At 69.1% G+C, this 13173-nt stretch carries 11 protein-coding genes; 5 read left to right on the forward strand and 6 right to left on the reverse strand.

What is annotated here, in order from left to right:
- Positions 1–12 precede the first annotated feature (12 nt).
- The 4 genes from RSD66_RS12115 to smc are packed head-to-tail and all read left to right on the forward strand — an operon-like array spanning position 13 to position 5390.
- Positions 13–648, forward strand: a complete 636-nt coding sequence (locus tag RSD66_RS12115) for a thioredoxin domain-containing protein (protein WP_415287993.1) — start codon at positions 13–15, stop codon at positions 646–648.
- A 24-nt stretch (positions 649–672) separates the two neighbouring features.
- Positions 673–1275, forward strand: a complete 603-nt coding sequence (locus tag RSD66_RS12120; RefSeq protein ID WP_415287995.1) for a DsbA family protein — start codon at positions 673–675, stop codon at positions 1273–1275.
- 7 nt (positions 1276–1282) lie between these two features.
- Positions 1283–1939 (forward strand): DsbA family protein, encoded by a 657-nt coding sequence (locus RSD66_RS12125; protein WP_415287997.1) that lies wholly within the window; start codon positions 1283–1285, stop codon positions 1937–1939.
- Between the two features lie 10 nt (positions 1940–1949).
- Positions 1950–5390: a chromosome segregation protein SMC gene (smc, locus tag RSD66_RS12130; protein ID WP_415287998.1), complete on the forward strand. Its 3441-nt coding sequence runs from the start codon at positions 1950–1952 to the stop codon at positions 5388–5390.
- Between the two features lie 143 nt (positions 5391–5533).
- Here smc and RSD66_RS12135 read toward each other — a convergent pair whose 3' ends face one another.
- Positions 5534–6394 (reverse strand): WecB/TagA/CpsF family glycosyltransferase, encoded by an 861-nt coding sequence (locus RSD66_RS12135; RefSeq protein WP_415288000.1) that lies wholly within the window; start codon positions 6392–6394, stop codon positions 5534–5536.
- 85 nt (positions 6395–6479) lie between these two features.
- Between RSD66_RS12135 and RSD66_RS12140 the strand changes: the two genes are divergently transcribed.
- Positions 6480–6926 carry a hypothetical protein gene (locus tag RSD66_RS12140; protein ID WP_346524902.1) on the forward strand — a complete coding sequence of 149 codons (447 nt, stop codon included), beginning with the start codon at positions 6480–6482 and terminating at the stop codon, positions 6924–6926.
- Positions 6927–6942: 16 nt separating this feature from the next.
- Here RSD66_RS12140 and RSD66_RS12145 read toward each other — a convergent pair whose 3' ends face one another.
- The 5 genes from RSD66_RS12145 to mraY form a co-directional block, all read right to left on the reverse strand.
- Complete coding sequence (locus RSD66_RS12145; protein WP_415288002.1) at positions 6943–8070, reverse strand: mechanosensitive ion channel family protein; 1128 nt, start codon at positions 8068–8070, stop codon at positions 6943–6945.
- 171 nt (positions 8071–8241) lie between these two features.
- Positions 8242–9327: an undecaprenyldiphospho-muramoylpentapeptide beta-N-acetylglucosaminyltransferase gene (murG, locus tag RSD66_RS12150; protein ID WP_415288003.1), complete on the reverse strand. Its 1086-nt coding sequence runs from the start codon at positions 9325–9327 to the stop codon at positions 8242–8244.
- A 13-nt stretch (positions 9328–9340) separates the two neighbouring features.
- The gene (gene ftsW, locus RSD66_RS12155) at positions 9341–10522 is read right to left on the reverse strand and encodes a putative lipid II flippase FtsW (RefSeq protein WP_415288005.1); all 1182 of its coding nucleotides are present in this window, start codon (positions 10520–10522) and stop codon (positions 9341–9343) included.
- A complete protein-coding gene (locus RSD66_RS12160; RefSeq protein ID WP_415288007.1) occupies positions 10519–12048 on the reverse strand; it encodes a Mur ligase family protein in 1530 nt (509 codons plus the stop codon). The genes ftsW and RSD66_RS12160 overlap by 4 nt, the downstream gene beginning before the upstream one ends.
- Before the next feature lie 4 nt (positions 12049–12052).
- A complete protein-coding gene (mraY, locus tag RSD66_RS12165; protein WP_415288009.1) occupies positions 12053–13162 on the reverse strand; it encodes a phospho-N-acetylmuramoyl-pentapeptide-transferase in 1110 nt (369 codons plus the stop codon).
- Positions 13163–13173 lie beyond the last annotated feature (11 nt).

A 13173-nucleotide genomic window follows, 5' to 3' on the forward strand; every position in this document is an offset into this window, starting at 1 on the left:
CAAGGACCTCCAATGGCCCCGACCTTCAAATACGCCGCCATGAGCCGCCGCGCCGCCCTGTCCGCCGCCGCCCTGGCCTCGATGGCCGTGCTGGCCGGTTGTTCGGGCGGCGGCGCCGGGGGCGAAGTCGCAGGCGACATGGCCCAGGGCGCGCCGGAAGGCGCCAAGGTCACCGTCGTGGAATACGCCTCGATCACCTGCGGTCATTGCGCCGTCTGGAATGAGGAGGTCTATCCCGAGTTCAAGACCAAATACATCGACACCAAGAAGGTCCGCTACGTCTTCCGCGAATTCCCGACGCCGCCGCAGGACATCGCCGTCGCCGGCTTCCTGATCGCCCGCTGCGCCGGTCCGGACAAGTATTTCGACGTCGTTCACGACATCATGGCCAGCCAGAAGGAATGGCTGGCGGGCGTGGCGCCGCGCACCACCCTGTTCCGCGCCGGTCAGGCGGCGGGCCTCAGCGAGCAGCAGATCAACGACTGCATCCGCGACAAGGCCGCCATCGATGCGATGGAGAAGCGCATTCAGGCCGGCATCAGCGCCGGCGTGACCGGCACGCCTTACTTCACGGTCAACGGCGTGAACGTGGCCGACAGCTCCCTGTCCGGCCTATCCGAGGCCATCGACACGGCGCTGGCGAAGTAAACGTCCAAACGGAGGGGGGCGGACATGATGAAGCGTTCAACGATCGTCGGCATGGCGGTCATGGCCCTGATCCTGTCCGCCTGCGGCCAGGGCGGCGGCGGCAAGGCGGCGGCCGAAGGCGACATGGCGATCGGCGCCGCCGAAGGGGCCAAGGTCACGGTGGTCGAATACGCCTCGACCACCTGCGCCGGTTGCGCCGCCTGGAACGAACAGGTCTGGCCTGGTTTCAAGGCCAAATACGTCGATAATCAAAAAGTCCGCTTCGTCTTCCGCGAGTTCCCGACACCCCCTCAGGACGTGGCCGTCGCGGGCTTCCTGATCGCCCGCTGCGCCGGTGAGGACAAATATTTCGAGGTGATCGACCACCTGATGCGATCACAGGCCGATATGCACAGCGGCGCCGCCCCGCGCGACGTCCTTCTGCGCACGGCGCAGGCCGCCGGTCTCAGCGAGGCTGAGTTCAAGACCTGCACCTCTGACAAGGCCGCCATCGCCGCCCTTGAGCAGCGGATCAGACAGGCGTCAGCGGCCGGCGTGACCGGCACGCCGACCTTCATGGTCAACGGCCAGATCGTGAATGACAAATCACTGTCGGGCCTGTCAGCCCACATCGATCCCCTGCTATAAACCGCTTATGACCCGTCACATCCTGCCTCTCATTTCGGCCTTGGCGATTGTCGGCCTGAGCGCCGCTCCGGCCGCCGCGCTGGACCTGGTCCGCAAGTCCGCCGCATCCTCGTCCTCCGCGCAGGCGGCGGTCCCGGCCGTGACGACGGCCGACCGGGTGATGGGCCGCGCCGACGCCCCCGTGACAGTGATCGAGTACGCCTCCTTCACCTGCAACCATTGCGCCGACTGGACCAATGAGGTGCTGCCCCAGTTCAAGGCCCGCTATATCGACACCGGCAAGGCAAGGCTGGTGTTCCGCGACATGCCCACGGCCCCGGCCCAGATCGCCTCGACAGCGGCGGGCATCGGGCGATGCGCTGCGCCGGACCGCTTTTTCGACGTGGCCCGCGCCTTCATGAGCGGTCAGGCCGCCGCCTTCGAAAAAGGCGACGCCCGCGAATGGTTCATGAACGCCATCGCCGCCAGCGGCCGCACGCAGGAACAGATCGAGACCTGTCTGAAGGCCCCCGCCACCAGCCAGGCCCTGCAGGCCGAGGTAGAGGGCGCCGTGGCCGCAGGCGTTACGGGCACCCCCTCCTTCTTCGTCAACGGCAAGCGGGTCGAAGACCATTCGCTGGAGGCCCTGTCAGCGGCCATCGACCCGTTGATCCGGGCGCGCTGACGCCGACGCGATGCAGTTCCAGCGCCTCCGGCTCGTCGGCTTCAAATCCTTCGTCGACCCGGCCGAGGTGCAGATCGAGGCCGGGCTGACCGGCATCGTCGGGCCGAACGGCTGCGGCAAGTCGAACGTGCTGGAAAGCCTGCGCTGGGTCATGGGCGCCAACTCGGCCAAGGCCATGCGCGGCCAGGGCATGGAGGACGTGATCTTCGCCGGCGCCGCAGGCCGTCCGCCGCGCAACCACGCCGAAGTCCAGCTGACCATCGACAATGCCAGCAAGCGGGCGCCCCAACCCTTTACCGACAGCCCCATGCTGGAGGTCTCGCGCCGAATCGAGCGCGGTCGCGGCTCGACCTATCGCATCAACGGCAAGGAGGTGCGGGCGCGCGACGTGCAACTGCTGTTCGCCGACGCCTCGACCGGCGCCAACAGCCCGGCTCTGGTGCGTCAGGGCCAGATCAGCGAACTGATCGCCGCCAAGCCGCAAAACCGCCGCCGCATCCTCGAAGAAGCCGGGGGCGTGGCGGGCCTGCACACCCGGCGTCACGAGGCCGAACTGCGGCTACGGGCCGCCGAGACCAACCTCGACCGGCTGGACGACATCGGCAAGGAGCTGGAGTCGACGCTGAACCGGCTGAAGCGCGAGGCGCGCCAGGCGGAGAAGTACAAGAAGATCTCGGCCGAGATCCGCGCGCTTCAAGCGGCCCTGCTCTACGTCCGCTGGACCGACGCCAAGACGGCGGCCGAAACGGCGGCGGCCGAACTGCGCGAGGCCGACCGGCTGGCGGCCGAAACGACCACGGCGGCGGCGGCGGCCCAGACGGCGGCCCTGAACGCGCAGGAAGGGCTGAAGCCTGCGCGCGAGGAAGACGCGGTGGCCACCGCCCTGCTGAACCGCGCCATCATCGAGCGCGACCGGCTGGACATGGCCGAACAGGCCGCCCGCGCCGAGGTCGACCGCCTCAAGGCCGAGGTCGCCCGCATCGAGGCCGACCGCGCGCGCGAGGACGGCATGGCCGCCGACGCCGGGCGCGAACTGGAACGGCTGGACCGCGAACTGGAGAAGCTGAAGGCCGAGATCGCCGCCGCCCCCGAACGCGGGCCGGAGCTGGAACGCGCCCTCTTGGAGGCCGAAGACGCGCGCAAGGCCGCCGACGCCGAGGTCGAGCGGCTGGCCGGGACGCTGGCCGCCGTCGAGGCCCGCGCGAATGCCGAAAGCGCGAGGAAGCGCGACGCCGAGGCCCGACTGGCGCGGGTGAAGGGCCAGCACGAACAGGCCCGCCGTGAACGCGAGGCCCTCGGTCCGCTGGAGACGCCCGAGATCGAGACGGCCAAGGCGGCGCTGGAGACAGCGCAGGCTGAACTGGCCTCAGCGCGCGAGGCCGTCGAGGCCGCCGAGGCGAAACGCAGCGACATCGCTCGCGCCGAGCAGGAAGCGCGCACCGCCGCCCGCGCCGCCGAGGACCGGCTGGGCCGTCTGCAGACCGAGGCGCGCGGGCTGGCGCAACTGCTGGTCACGGGCAAGCGCGAGCACCCTCCGGCGCTGGATCAGGTGTCGGCGGCCAAGGGGTATGAGGCCGCGCTGGCGGCGGCGCTGGGCGATGATCTGGACGCCGCGCTGGACGCCCGCGCCCCGGCGCACTGGGCAGGCGCAGACGCGACGCCGCCGGACTGGCCGCAAGGCGTCGAGCCCCTGTCCGCCCATGTGACGGCGCCGGATCAGCTGGCGGCGCGTCTGGCCTTCTGCGGCGTGGCCCCGCGCGCGCGGATCGCTGAACTGGCCCGCGCCCTGCCGCGCGGCGCGCGCCTGACCACGGTCGAGGGCGACCTCTATCGCTGGGACGGCTTCGTCAGCCGCACCGAGGCGCCCCGCCCCGCCGCCGTGCGTCTGGCCCAGCGCACCCGTCTTTCGGAACTGGAAGCCGAGATCGACACAGGCAAGCCCGCGCTGGAGACGGCGCAAGGGGCGCTGAAGGCCGCAGGCGAAGCCTTCCGCGCCGCCGAGGAGGAAGTGAAGGCCGCGCGCCTGCGCCCCTTCACCCTAGACAAACAGGTGGTCTCGGCGCGTGACCGGCTGGAATCCCTGATGCGCGATCAGGCCCGCAAGGAGGCTCGCGCCCAGTCGCTGGACGAAAGCGTCGCCCGGCTTGAAGGCGAAGTGCAGGAGGCCGAGGCCGCCTTCACCGAGGCCAGTTCGGTGGAGTCGTCGTCCGACGTGGTGGTCGGCCTGCGACAGGAATTGACCGAGGCGCGCGGCGGAGCCGAGCGCGCCCGGCTGGCGGCGCAGGCCGCCCGCTCGACCCGCGATGAGGAAGCCCGCGACCGCGCCATGCGCGAGCAAAGACTGGGCAGTCTGACCCGCGCCCGCGAAGGCTGGGTCACGCGATCCGGCGACAGCGCCGCCCGCCTCAAGACGCTGGAGCGCGATGCGGAGAAGGCGCAAACGGCCCTGACGAAGGCCGAGGCCGCGCCCGCCGGTTTCGCTGAACAGCGCAACGCCCTGATGGACACTCTGGCCGAGGCCGAGAAGCGCAAGCAGGCGGCGACCGACGCCGTGGCTGTCGCCGAGGCGGGCGCTCAGGAAGCCGACCGCGCCGCCCGCGCCGCCGAAACGGGCGCGTCTCAGGCCCGCGAAAGCCGGGCGGGCCTTTCCGCTCGCGCCGAGGCGGCGGCCGAAAAGCTGGCCGAGAGCGCGGCCAACATCCGCGAGACGGCGCAGATGTCGCCCGAGGAACTGGGCCGGAAACTGACCGACGACGCCATAGCTCGTCCGCCCGACGCGGCGGGGGCTGAGAGCCTGCTTTACGGCCTTGAGCGCGAGCGCGAGGCCCTGGGCGCCGTCAACCTGCGCGCCGAGGAAGAGGCAGCCGAATACGGCGACCGGCTCAGCGCCATGAAGACCGAGCGCATCGACCTGACGCAGGCGATCGCCAAACTGCGCGACGGCATCGACGAACTGAACGCCGAGGGGCGCGAGCGGCTGATCGCCGCCTTCGACGTCATCAACACCAACTTCAAGACCCTGTTCGAGGCCCTGTTCGGCGGCGGTCAGGCCGAGCTGAAACTGGTCGAGAGCGACGATCCGCTGGAGGCGGGGCTGGAGATCTACGCCTGCCCGCCCGGCAAGCGGCTGTCGGTCATGAGCCTGATGAGCGGCGGCGAGCAGGCCCTGACGGCGGCGGCCCTGATTTTCGGCGTCTTCCTGGCCAATCCGGCGCCGGTCTGCGTGCTGGACGAGGTGGACGCGCCGCTGGACGACGCCAACGTCGACCGTTTCTGCCGGATGCTGCACGAGATGCGCAGCCGCACCGACACCCGCTTCATCGTCATCACCCACAACCCCGTCACCATGAGCCGGATGGACCGCCTCTACGGCGTCACCATGCCCGAACGCGGCATGAGCCAGCTGGTCAGCGTCGACCTGCAACAGGCCGAAGAGATCGTGACTGCGTAAGGTAAGGGCGCCTCTCCTCCCTATGAAATGGGGAGGTGGATCGACGGCGCAGCCGACGAGACGGAGGGGCCGCTTGGTTCGCTGTCGCAAAGCCCCTCCACCGCTTCGCGGTCCCCCCTCCCCATTTCATGGGGAGGAAGAGTTCAGCGCTTTCGGCGCCGCATGGCTGCGCGCACGTCGCTCAAGGCGGGTCCGATCAGGAACCACGGCTCGATGCAGTAGCGCGTGAACAGCCGCTTCGGATCAGCGAACAGGCGGAACAGCCATTCGACGCCCAGCCGCCCCATCCAGCGCGGCGCGGCCCTCTGCACCCCGGCCTCATAGTCGAAGGCGGCGCCCACCGGCAGGATCGGAACCGCTGGCAGGGAGGCCAGATTGTCCGCGATCCACAGCTCCTGACGCGGCATCCCCATGCCGACGAACAGCACGTGGGGGGCAAAATCCCTGATCGCCGCCAGAACCGCCGTATTGCCCAGAGACCCCGGAGTGGCGTCGAAATAGCCGCTGAGCCCCTTCACCGTCGCGCGCGGGTAGCGAGCCGTCAGGCGGCGCGCCGCCTCATCGGCCACGCCGTCGGCGCCGCCGACATAGAGGACGCGCCAGCCCCTGCGGTCGGCCAGGCTCCAGAAATGGTCGCGCCAGTCCAGATAGGTGCAGCGATGGTGCGGCCGCGCCGGATAGCCCAGCAGACGCGCGAAGTGGATCAGGGGCGTCGAGTCCAGCTCGATCAGATCGGCCGCCTCGTACAGACGCCGCATCCCCGGCGTGCGCCGGATCAGATAGAGACTGTGCAGATTGTGGTTGGCGACGATGGTCTGCACGCCCGCGTCCACGCTGCGTTCCAGATGCAGCAGCACCTCTTCGGGACGGACCAGATCGACCGGCTCGCCCAGCAGGATGATCCGCTCGTCCGGACGCCGCGACTGGCGAAACGGCGCCCGCTGCCGACGACGGCGGTCAGGCGGGGGACCGGAGGGGTCAAAACCATGCGGCGCGTGATACATGACGGCTGTCTAGCCTGGCCGTTTCAACATCGGGTATGCGGACAGGGTTAATCCAAACCGAACACCGGCGCACCTCGGAGCAAGCATGCTGACCATCCCCCCGCCGCCGCCCGCCGTCGAAGCCGCGCCGCCGCCGCTGTTGGCCTTTACCAGCAGCAACCGGTTCGCCGTCTTCGCTGATCTGGCGTCGACCATGCCGGAGCCCGACGAGGGAGCCTCTGTCGTGCGGATGCGGTCGCTGCAGATCAGCCGCGAAGACATGCTGATCGGCGGCGTCGCCTATGTCGGCGGCTGGTCGTGGTGGCGGTTCGACTGCGCCGCCTGGACGGCCGACCGGCTGGATTTCGCGTCGCTGCGCGCGGACGGGACCGAAGGCCCTGTCACGCCCGAGAACGCGCCCCCGGCCCCCATCACGCCGGGTCAGGACGCTGCGGCGCTGGCCGCTGCGGCGTGCGGAAAGGCTGTTCCGGCGGTGGAAGCGACATCGACAGCGGCGGCGGTGTGGATCGGCCGTGCCCGGCTGGCGCCCTAAGACCGCCCCCTGATCGTCATGGCGCTTCCGGCTTCAGGCGCAGGGCGCCGCGCTCCTCGCGATCCAGATCGACGCGGTCGCGCGGCAGGGCCTCGCGGCATTCGTCGCGCATGAAGGCCAGCATCTTCTCACGCACCTCGGCGCGCAGATCGAAGGCGACCGACGCGTTGCGCGCGCTGGTCAGGCAGCGGACCTGGGCCGTGCGTTCGGTGATGTCCGTCACCTGAAGGGCCACGACGTCGCCGTCCCAATGCGGTGAGGCGTGGGCGATCTGCTCCAGTTTGACGCGCAGCCGCTCGATCGGCGCCTCATAGTCGACGTAGAGGAAGACCACGCCGATGAGGCGCGAATCCTCGCGCGTCCAGTTCTGGAACGGCTTCTGGATGAAATAGGTCAGCGGCAGCACCATGCGCCGCCAGTCCCAAAGCTTGACCACCACATAGGTCGAGGTGATTTCCTCGACCCGGCCCCACTCGCCCTCGACGATCACGGCGTCGTCCAGCCGGATCGGCTGGGAGGTGGCGATCTGGATCCCCGCGATCAGATTGGTCAGGAAGGGCTGCAGCGCCAGACCGGCGACGATGCCGACCACCCCGGCCGAGGCCAGCAGCGACAGCCCCCACTGCTTGACCCCCGGAATGGTCAGCAGCGCCAGCCCCAGAGTGATCAGGCCGATCAGGATGGCGGCGACGCGCTGCAGAATGCGCGTCTGGGTGACGTGCTTGCGGGCGTAGAGGTTGTCCTCCGCCTCCATGTTGAACTTCTTCAGGTGGACGATGGCGCCCATGTCCACGGCGCCGGCCAGCATCCACCCGGACACCAGGATGAAGCAGAACAGCAGTGTTCGCCGTATGAACAGCGACGGTTCGGGCGCCAGGGGCGACACCGTGACCGCCAGCGCCAGGGCGATGATCATCACCGCCAGCCGCACCTTCAGCCGAGCGCGCTTCAGCATCCCCTTCCAGAAGGCGTCGCGGTTGCGCACCGCCAGCCTCAGCAGGGCGAAGACAACCTGATTGGCGGCCCAGCCGATGAAGACGAAGGCGACCGTGATGATCGAAATCACCGCCCACTTCGGCAGCCAGTGAAACTGACGCCAGAGGGCGAAGACGGTGTTGGTCAGGTCGATGACGAACTGGGGCATGGCTCGACCATAGCCCTTCTCCCCGCCGGGGGAGAAGGTGGCTCGCGCAGCGAGACGGATGAGGGGGACGCCAAATGACGCACATCCCCATCAACCCGTCTCTACGAGGGAAGCGTCCCCCTCATCCGAGCGGCTTCGCCGCCTGCCTCTCCCCCGGCGGGGAGAAGGGCCCTATCGGGCCGCCTGCTCCACCAGATCGGCCAGCCGCTGCGCGGCGTCGGGGATAGCCACCGAACGAGCCGCAGCCGACATGGCCGCCAGCGCCGCAGGATCGGACAGGATGGCGGTCAGCGCCGCCGTCAGACCATCGACGGTCAGGTCGTCCTCGGCGATCACCTTCGCCGCGCCCGCCTCGGCCAACGCGCGCGCATTCAGCGTCTGATGGTCGTCCATCGCGATCTTCAGCGGGATGAGCACCGACGGCAGGGCCGCCACGGCCAGTTCCGAACAGGTCGAGGCCCCTGCCCGCCCGATCACCAGATGCGCCTTGGACAGCCGGTCGGCCATGTCGCGGAAGAAGGGGGCGACCTCGGCCTCGATCCCGGCGTCGAGGTAGATCTGGCGTGCGGCCTCCAGCGTCTCGGGCCGCGACTGCTGCTGCACCTTCAGCCGGTTGCGGATGGCCTCGGGCAGGGCCGCCAGCGCGCGCGGCGTTGTCTCTGACAGGATGCGGGCGCCCTGGCTGCCGCCTGTCACCAGCACATGGATCGGCCCGCCCTCGACCGGCGCGGCGTAGGCCCGGTCGAACAGGGCGTGGATGTCCGGCCGCACCGGATTGCCGACCAGTTGGACGCGGCTCTTCACCTTGTCCGGCGCCCGGCCCAATGTCGGGAAGGCCGCTGCGATCACGCCCACGCTGGGCGCCAGATAGCGGTTGGTGCGGCCCAGCACGGCGTTCTGCTCATGGATCACGGTCGGGCGGCTCGTCGTCACCGCCGCCAGCAGGGCCGGCGCCGACGGATAGCCGCCAAAGCCCACCACCACGTCTGCGCCTGTGCGCTGGAACGCGGCCTTCGCCTGGCCCACGCCCTTCATGATCGCCAGACCGGCCTTCATCAGGCCGATGGGGCCGGAGCCCGTCGCCGCGTCCAGCGCCAGACGCTCTTCAGCCGGAAAGGCGTGGGCGTACTGCTCGCCGCGCTTGTCGGTGGCCAGCAACACGCGCCAGCCGCGCGCCGCCATCTCGCGGGCCAGGGCCTCTGCGGGGAACATATGGCCGCCGGTGCCCCCGGCGGCGACGACGCAGACCTTGGTCATGAGCGATACTCTCTTACGGCAGCAGGCGACGGCGCGGGGTCACGTTCGACCCCAGTTCATATGCGCCCGGACGACGCCGGGTCAGGGCCAGCGCAAACCCCATCGTCAGCCCCATGGCCATCATGGACGACCCGCCATAGCTGATGAAGGGCAGTGTCATCCCCTTTGTCGGGATCAGGTTCAGGTTCACCGCCACATTGATGCAGGCCTGAAGCCCGATCAGCATGAACAGCCCCGCCGCCGCTGTCTGTTCGAAGGAATCGTTCAGCTTCATCGCCTTGCGCATCCCGCGAATGACGATGAAGGCGTATAGGCCGATCATGATCAGCGACAGCACCAGGCCGAACTCCTCAGCCCCCACCGAATAGATGAAGTCGGTGTGCAGGTCGGGAACGTGGCGCTTCATCACCCCCTCGCCAATGCCGCGCCCGACCAGGCCCCCGGCGCGGATCGCCTCGGAGGCGCGGTCGATCTGGTGGGTATCGGTCGTCTCGGGCGACAGGAAGCGGCTCAGGCGGTCACGCATGTGGCTGAACATGAAATACAGCGACACCACCCCGCCGGCGCCAACCGCCGCCAGCGCCGCCACCCACTTCAGCGGCACCCCGGCCATGAAGAAGACGGCCATGAAGGTGGTGGTGACCAGCAGGGTCTGGCCGATGTCCGGCTGGATCAGCAGCAGGCCCACCGTCAACGCCCACATGCCGAAGGCGATGCTGACGCCCGGCACGCCCTCGCCCTTCTGAGCCTCGGCGAACATCCAGGCGGCGAAGACGATCAGGCCGGGCTTGGCGAACTCGGACGGCTGCAGGCTGAACGGCCCCAGATTGATCCAGCGCGCCGCCCCCTTCACCGTGTCGCCGATGAACGGCAAGGCCGCCATGACCACGATGGCGCAGAACAGGGCCAGCACCGCGATCCGCCGCACGCCGCGCGGCGACAGCAGCGACGCGCCCAGCATCACGCACAGCCCCATGGTCGAAAAGACCATCATCCGCCACGAGTAATGGAAGGGATCGCGGATCGATTCATCAGCCAGAATGGCCGCCGGGCTTGAGGCGAAACTCAGCGCGACCCCCAGCGCCATCAGCGTCAGCGCGGCGCCCAGCAGGCCGCGATCGACCGTCCAGAACCAGCGCGCCACCATGCTCTGGTCGTTGCGCGAGAAGGGGTGGCTGTAGCTGTTATGGGTCATGCGGCAGGCTCCGGCCGTGCGCCCAGGGCCAGGACGGCGGCGCGGAACGCCTCGCCCCGGACCTCGAAATCAGGGAACTGATCAAAGCTGGCGCAGGCGGGCGACAGCAGGACGACCTGCTCGCTCCCGGCCTCGGCCGCATCTGCGGCGGCCATCTGCACCGCGCGCTCCATCGTCCCGGCCACGACGTGCGGCGTGTCGCCCAGCGTCGTGGCGAAGGCGTCCGCCGCCTCCCCGATCAGATAGGCCCGCGTCACGCGCGGGAAGAGGTCGCTCAGATCGTCGATGCCGCCGTCCTTGGCCCGCCCCCCCGCGATCCAGAAGACCGACGGATAGGAGGCCAGCGCCTGCCGCGCCGCATCCGCATTCGTCGCCTTGGAATCATTGATGAAGCGCACCGTGCCGAGACGGCCCACGGCCTCCATCCGGTGCGACAGGCCGGGGAAGGTCAGCAGGCCCTCGACCGCCGCTTCGTGCGACACGCCCAGCGCCCGCGCCGTGGCATAGGCGAAGGCCGCGTTCTGGGCGTTGTGGCGGCCGGGCAAGGACCGGGCGGCGGAGAGGTCGGCCAGCATTTCGCTACCAGCCATCAACACGCCCGCCGCCGCCGAATACCCTTCTCCCCTCGGGGGAGAAGGTGGGCCGCGAAGCGGCTCGGATGAGGGGGATGTCAGATACGACGGCGCCTCTTCGGCATGAGATGCGACAGGGGATACGTCCCCCTCATCCGTCTTGCTCTGCAAGCCACCTTCTCCCCCGAGGGGAGAAGGAAGGGACACGACCGTCTCTACGCGCCGCCCCTGCGCCCGCAGGTCCGCCGCAGCCTTCCGGCCCCACTCCTCGTCCACGCCGACCAGCGCCAGCGCTTCTCCATCCTGCGCCTGGAATATCCGGCGCTTGGCGGCGACGTAGCCTTCCATACCGCCGTGACGGTCCAGATGGTCCGGCGACACATTGGTCAGGATCGCCACGTCCGGCGCGAAGCCCGTCGTCAGGTCCAGCTGATAGGACGACACCTCGATCACATAGACCGCATCCGCCGTCGGCTCCGGTAGAGCCAGAACCCCGATGCCGATATTGCCGCCGATGTGGACGCGGAGGCCCGCCTGCTTCAGCACCCAGCCGATCAGGGCCGTGGTCGTCGACTTGCCGTTGGTGCCGGTGATGGCGACCACGCGCGGCCGCTGCCCCTGCGGCAGGGCGGCCAGCGCCCGCGCGAACAGCTCCACATCGCCGATGACCGGCACGCTCGCCTCATGGGCGCGTTCGACGCTCCAGTGCGGCTTGGGATGGGTCAGCGGCGCGCCGGGCGACAGCACCAGGGCGGCGAACCCGGACCAGTCAGCGCGCGTCAGATCCTCGACCAGAAAGCCCTCGGCTTCGGCCTGCATCCGGCCTGAGACGCCGTCGTCCCACAGCACGGGGATCGCGCCCCCGGCCTGAAGCGCGCGCGCCGCCGTGATCCCCGACCGCCCCAGGCCGAAGACCGCAACGCGACGCCCCTCGAAGCCGGGAACGGGGATCATCGGATCAACGCAGCTTCAGCGTGGCCAGACCGGCCAGGGCCAGCATGGCGGCGACGATCCAGAAGCGGATGACCACGGTGGATTCCGGCCAGCCCATCTTCTCGAAATGGTGGTGGATCGGCGCCATCAGGAAGATGCGCTTGCCCGTCAGCTTGAAGTAGCCGACCTGGATCATGACCGAGGCCGCCTCGACCACGAACAGGCCGCCGACGATGCCCAGCACCAGCTCGTGCTTGGTCGCCACGGCCATCGAGCCCAGCGCGCCGCCCAGGGCCAGGGAGCCGGTGTCGCCCATGAAGATCTTGGCCGGCGGCGCATTGTACCACAGGAAGCCCATGCCCCCGCCGATGATGGCCGCGCAGAAGATGGCCAGCTCGCCCGCGCCGGGCACATGGTGGACCTGCAGATAATCGGCGAACAGGAAGTTGCCGACCAGATAGGAGATGATGCCGAAAGCGCCCGCCGCCATCATCACCGGCACGATGGCCAGGCCGTCCAGCCCGTCCGTCAGGTTCACCGCGTTCGAGAAGCCGATGATGGTGAAGGCCGCAAACGCCACATAGAACCAGCCTATGTTCAGCAGCACCGCCTTCAGGAAGGGGAAGGCGATCGAGGTCTCAAGCCCCGGCGAGGTCGGCGACTGGGTCATCCACAGCACGGTCAGCACGCCGGCGATCACCGCCACGACCGTCTGGGCCGCCAGCTTCTGCTTGGACGTCAGCCCGGCCGACGTCTGTTTCGTCACCTTGGCGTAGTCGTCGATGAAGCCCAGCACGCCGAAGGCCGCCGTCACGCCCGAGACGATCCAGATATAGGGGTTGGTCAGGTCGCCCCACAGCAGCACGGCCACGCCGATGCCCGCCAGGATCATCAGCCCACCCATGGTCGGGGTGCCGACCTTAGACAGGTGCGAGACGGGGCCGTCATCGCGGATCGGCTGGCCCCGGCCCTGCTTGGCGCGGATCCAGTTGATGAAGCGGCTGCCCATCGCGACCGCCACGATCATCGAGGTCGCCATCGCCAGCGCCACGCGCACCGTCTGATACTGGATCAGGTGCAGCAGCGGATATTCCTGAGCGACGTCCGCGTAATAGAGATAGAGCAGATAGAACATTCTTGGGTGAC

The sequence above is a fragment of the Brevundimonas sp. S1H14 genome (assembly GCF_047716865.1).
GTDB lineage: Bacteria > Pseudomonadota > Alphaproteobacteria > Caulobacterales > Caulobacteraceae > Brevundimonas > Brevundimonas naejangsanensis.

Excerpts from the sequence above, each read along its gene's own strand:
- RSD66_RS12115 (WP_415287993.1), top strand. The coding sequence starts at position 13 with ATGGCCCCGACCTTCAAATACGCCGCCATGAGCCGCCGCGCCGCCCTG.
- RSD66_RS12120 (WP_415287995.1), top strand. The coding sequence starts at position 673 with ATGATGAAGCGTTCAACGATCGTCGGCATGGCGGTCATGGCCCTGATC.
- RSD66_RS12125 (WP_415287997.1), top strand. The coding sequence starts at position 1,283 with ATGACCCGTCACATCCTGCCTCTCATTTCGGCCTTGGCGATTGTCGGC.
- smc (WP_415287998.1), top strand. The coding sequence starts at position 1,950 with ATGCAGTTCCAGCGCCTCCGGCTCGTCGGCTTCAAATCCTTCGTCGAC.
- RSD66_RS12135 (WP_415288000.1), bottom strand. The coding sequence starts at position 6,394 with ATGTATCACGCGCCGCATGGTTTTGACCCCTCCGGTCCCCCGCCTGAC.
- RSD66_RS12140 (WP_346524902.1), top strand. The coding sequence starts at position 6,480 with ATGCTGACCATCCCCCCGCCGCCGCCCGCCGTCGAAGCCGCGCCGCCG.
- RSD66_RS12145 (WP_415288002.1), bottom strand. The coding sequence starts at position 8,070 with ATGCCCCAGTTCGTCATCGACCTGACCAACACCGTCTTCGCCCTCTGG.
- murG (WP_415288003.1), bottom strand. The coding sequence starts at position 9,327 with ATGACCAAGGTCTGCGTCGTCGCCGCCGGGGGCACCGGCGGCCATATG.
- ftsW (WP_415288005.1), bottom strand. The coding sequence starts at position 10,522 with ATGACCCATAACAGCTACAGCCACCCCTTCTCGCGCAACGACCAGAGC.
- RSD66_RS12160 (WP_415288007.1), bottom strand. The coding sequence starts at position 12,048 with ATGATCCCCGTTCCCGGCTTCGAGGGGCGTCGCGTTGCGGTCTTCGGC.
- mraY (WP_415288009.1), bottom strand. The coding sequence starts at position 13,162 with ATGTTCTATCTGCTCTATCTCTATTACGCGGACGTCGCTCAGGAATAT.